This is a genomic window from Mesorhizobium sp. M7D.F.Ca.US.004.03.1.1 (assembly GCF_003998635.1).
Lineage (GTDB): Bacteria > Pseudomonadota > Alphaproteobacteria > Rhizobiales > Rhizobiaceae > Mesorhizobium > Mesorhizobium loti.
Map to the genome: position 1 here is coordinate 1 of NZ_RZQG01000504.1, position 4,451 is coordinate 4,451.

3 protein-coding genes are annotated in these 4,451 nt (G+C 62.0%); 1 reads left to right on the plus strand and 2 read right to left on the minus strand.

From position 1 onward, the window contains the following. A partial coding sequence (locus EN935_RS23965) for an E2 ligase fold family C protein (RefSeq protein ID WP_127373669.1) occupies positions 1 to 1,170 on the plus strand: 1,170 nt, incomplete at its 5' end. A 206-nt stretch (positions 1,171 to 1,376) separates the two neighbouring features. On the opposite strand, the gene EN935_RS23970 is transcribed toward EN935_RS23965, so the two are convergent. Together EN935_RS23970 and EN935_RS23975 are read right to left on the minus strand one after the other, a co-directional pair. Continuing rightward, on the minus strand, positions 1,377 to 3,845 hold the full coding sequence (locus EN935_RS23970) for a S8 family peptidase (RefSeq protein ID WP_063169237.1): 2,469 nt from the start codon (positions 3,843 to 3,845) through the stop codon (positions 1,377 to 1,379). A 17-nt stretch (positions 3,846 to 3,862) separates the two neighbouring features. Continuing rightward, positions 3,863 to 4,451, minus strand: a 589-nt coding sequence (locus tag EN935_RS23975; RefSeq protein ID WP_164771300.1) for an ATP-binding protein, incomplete at its 5' end; no start/stop codon positions are given.

A 4,451-nucleotide genomic window follows, 5' to 3' on the forward strand; every position in this document is an offset into this window, starting at 1 on the left:
AAGCTGTCGCGTACGGACCCGGTGGGCTCTGGCCCAAGTCTGCTGCCTTATGGAGCTGGCGCCGCCAGTTGCTTCGGCGCCGCCAACGTCTTTCGAACTATCTTCGCTGCCCAGTTGACCGGCGCCGAGTTGGACGAAACCATCGACCTCTCGCTATGCAGCTACGACAAGACCAAAGCCGGAGAGCCTGGCCCGATCGACTTCCCAGTCGACCTTGGCGAAACCCACCTCGTTGGGCTCGGTGCGATAGGCCATGGCTCGCTTTGGGCGCTAGCGAGACAACCCGATCTCAAAGGTCGTCTGCATGTAATCGATCACGAAGCGATCGAACTCTCAAACCTGCAGCGCTACGCATTGGCTGGCCAGGCGGAGATTGGTATGTCCAAAGCGGTTCTTGCAGCCACCGCCCTTAGATCGACTGCCCTTGAGGTCGAGGCGCACCCTCTGACGTGGGCAGAATATGTTGCGCGCCGGGGCAATTGGGTCTTCGACCAAGTGGGTGTGGCGCTTGACACCGCCGCCGACCGTCTGGCTGTCCAAGGTGCACTGCCGCGATGGATCGCAAACGCTTGGACGCAGGAGCACGATCTCGGTATCTCCCGGCATGGTTTCGATGACGGCCAGGCTTGCCTTTGTTGCATGTACCTGCCATCCGGAAAATCCAAGGACGAGCACCAGCTGATTGCCGAGGAACTCGGAATACCGGAAGCACACGAGCAGGTGAAAACGCTCCTGCAGACCAATGCCGGAGTTCCCAACGACTTTGTAGTTCGCGTGGCTACAGCGATGGCTGTGCCGTTTGAACCGCTAGCCCCGTTTGTCGGCCAGCCCCTGCGCTCCTTTTATCAGCAGGCTATCTGCGGCGGTCTGGTGTTCCAGCTTAGCGAAGGAAGTCGCCGCGTTCGAACTGTGGTTCCGATGGCCTTTCAGTCGGTGCTTGCCGGGATTATGCTTGCCGCGGATTTGGTCAAACATAGTGCGGGGTTTCCCATGAGCCCGACGACGAGCACTCGGGTGAATCTTCTGCGCCCCCTTGGCTCTCACTTGCACGATCCGAAGGCCAAGGACTCCAGCGGCCGCTGCATCTGTAGCGACGACGATTTCATTGCCGCTTACAGGCGCAAATACGGCGAGCGCGTTGATCAGGTAAGCGATGTCTCGGCCGCCTAAACAGACGCGCACCTCTCCGTAGACGCAGGGGGCGCGGCTTGTGGGCGTGACCATGGGCGCCATTATCACACGCTTGGCCCGCTCCTTTGCCGGCCTATCGTCCTCCGCGCATGATCCCTGTTGCCGACGTGATGATCCAGCACCAGCCGCCATGGCACCAGAGGCTGGTCAAACCTCCGTTGTTGGCCGATTTGGACAGTGCTGCATCAGGTCTCGACCGACGTCTCGACAGTCAGGGCTGCTTCGACGGGTGTGAAGATGTCAACATCGACCCCAGGCGCCCGCATCGTCACAATCAGGGCGTACCGAGCCAGAGCGTCGACGCGTTCCAGGTAAGGCTTCTCCTTCCACCAGCCCCCGACCGGGAACACGCCGATCGCATCACGCTCGGCGAGATCGGCGGCGCTGCCCGACCAGAAATCGGCGTGCAACGAGCCGCGATCGCGGAAGGTGCCGAGCAGCCACTCTTCTCCGCCTCCAGCAGGCGCCCCTTCCTCCTCGTCCCGAGCGGCCTGATTGATGCGGGCTCGGAATTCGTCGACTGTCTCGGTCGCTGACTTTACTCTGAACCGAAGACCATGGGACGCGTAACGATGCCGGCGGGTCCATCCGCGTTCACCGGGGTTGGGTTCGATGAAATAGGACAGCGTGACGCGGAGCTCGACCTGGGCAGCGCCGAGCGCCGCGAGCTGCTCCTTCGGCCAAGGCAGGCGATGCAGCTTCATGTCACGCGTTTTGGCAGCCGCGCCGCCCTCGCGCTGGAAAGGCTGAAGCTCATCTTCAACGATAAGCGTGAGGTCGTTCACCGTTGACAGAAGCGCGCGCCCAAGATCTGGCACGCCGTAACCATAGCGCCGCACGAGCGCCTGGATCTCGCCCTTCGCTCCGTTGCACGCATCGATGCGTGCGCGCATCGCCGGAGTCCATTCGGCCGAGTGGACGATCAGGGCGCGAACCGTTTCAGGCCACAGCTCGGGGCGCGCTGATAGAATTAGTCCCGCCATCCGTGCGGCATGGGCCGTTGCCGCGCTCGTATCTCCGAGGGTGGTGAAGTGGCGCAGTTCGGGTCGATAGAAAGTGGTCAATATCTGCAGATCGTCGATCGGCTCGCCAGGCAACACACCGTCATGGGCGAGATTGCCGCCTTCGAAGACGACCTCGGGCTTCACCGGCCACTGCCTGTCCCAAACGACCGAAGTGCGACTGCGCGGCGAGAGCTCGCCGACCGGCGCGATCGGAGCGTAGCCCGCAAAGTCGGTGTCAATGATATCGACCTTTTCTGTGAAAGCGCCGACCGTCAGCGCATTCCAGGCCTGAGAAGGATCATCGACTGCTTCCAGATCGTTGCGCGTCAAATGCTCGGCCGGCATGAGGTCATCGCCGATGTTGCCGGCAGAGAGAACGATCAAGCGTCGCTGCTCCTCTTCGAAACAGAGTTGGTCGATAGCGGCAGACCACGATGTGGGCCTTCCACGCGCCGGACTGGCGCTTGTCACAGCCATTGCGATCGCGCGGCGGCGCTCCGGCGCCTGCACCTCGGCGCGGGCGATCGCTTCCGCGGTGATCGAGCCATAGAGTTCTGGATCGTTTGCCTCGTCTTCTGGCGGAAGGATACGGACACTCTCCAGCCGAAAGGGCAATGGAACTGGATCGCCTCCGACCAGGAGCGGGACCAGATCACCGTACAGGCCGACACCTGCCATTCGCGTCCCGTGGCCGCTCCACGCAGGTGTGTCGTCGCTGCCCCATGCCGGTTTGACGGTGTGCCAGTCTTCAACGGCAAGTGCGGGTTCGATCAACGGGTGGGTGCGACGTACGCCGCTGTCGAGAATGCAGACCGCAATATCGGATTGAGGCGGTCTGACGCGCCCGAGAAGCTCGTCGCTCCAGTCCCTTTGCTCCGCGCCGCCAAGGCCCATGAAGAAGGACGGCGTATCCTTCGCGCGCCGCAGCTCGGCGACGACATCGCTGTGCGCAATCATGCGGTCGAGCATTGCCGTGCTGGCGAGTGCCAGCATGACCACCCGCTCCGGAAACCTGACCGCATGCGTGCGCAAAGTGATGTTCAGGGCTTCGGCAATGTGCTCGAAGTTCTCGCGGCGACCGTCGCGCAGCCAGACTTCCCACCACACCTGCTCGTCAGCGGCCTGGGGGAAGAGGTCGTCGTGGTCGGTAAACAACGATCGTGCAGTCGCCAGCCTGACTGTCTCCATGCGGGAGACGAGCGGCTCGTTGCGCGGTCTGCCGCGGTCAGTGTCAACGTCTCGATACGCCTCGACTTTCCGCAAATAATAGGCTTGCGCGCTTTGCGGCAGGAACACCGACGCTGTGATGGGAGCACCGGGTTGAGTTGGCTCATGGACGGCGACCAGCTCCATGTGCTGGCGACGATCGGCCAACTGGTCGAGGGCCGCCCGTCCGGACATGGGCAGATCGATCTCGAGGTAAAAGCCAGGCGTGCCGACCGACAGCTGGGGGTCACGCGCCGCAATCTGCTGGCGTGCACTTTCGACCGCTTGTTCGATGGATTGCGTCAAGGCCGCAGCATGCGACGCCCGATCACGCGCCGGCAGCGGCGGTGCATGTATAAGTTGGTTGGGCCGCCGATAGGCTTCCCGAATGCCGTTGTTGCGAAGGTGGATATGGGCGCGGTCGCGCGGAAAATCGTCTGCCATTATGATCTGTGCTGTCGCTACTCAGACAGCGAAGCCTGCCGGCGTTCCTTCAGAGCGTCGATGAGCGCTTCCGAGGTGATCCGCTTCCCCCCCCGCAATATGATGGTTTTTGCAGCGTCGTCGGCCGCGCGGGTGATCTCGGCCTGCGACAGTCTCTCTGCCTGAGAGATCGCCTCGTTCCAGGCAAGCCCTCTGGTGTCGAAGCGGTCGAGTCGAGCCCGAAGCAGCGCCTCGATAATCGGCCGATCGGGCACGGCGTATTCGATGACATCGTCGAAACGGCGGAACAAAGCTCTGTCGAGCAGCTCGGGATGATTTGTTGCCGCAATAATCAGGCTGTGGCTGTCGTCTTGCTCGAGAAACTGCAGAAACGAATTCAGCACGCGCCGAATCTCGCCAACATCCTGGCGTTCGCCTCGACGCGCGCCGATGGCATCGAATTCGTCAAAGAAGTAGACGCCCCGCGTCGCCTGCATTGCATCAAAAACAAGCCGCAGCTTTCCGGCAGTCTCTCCCATGAACTTGGTGATCAAACCATCGAGGACGATCATGAAAAGGGGCAGATGAAGCTCCCCGGCCAATGCCGATGCGGTCATCGTCTTGCCT

Bases quoted from the DNA above. Each gene is read 5' to 3' on its own strand.
- EN935_RS23970 (WP_063169237.1), bottom strand. From the start codon at position 3,845: ATGGCAGACGATTTTCCGCGCGACCGCGCCCATATCCACCTTCGCAAC.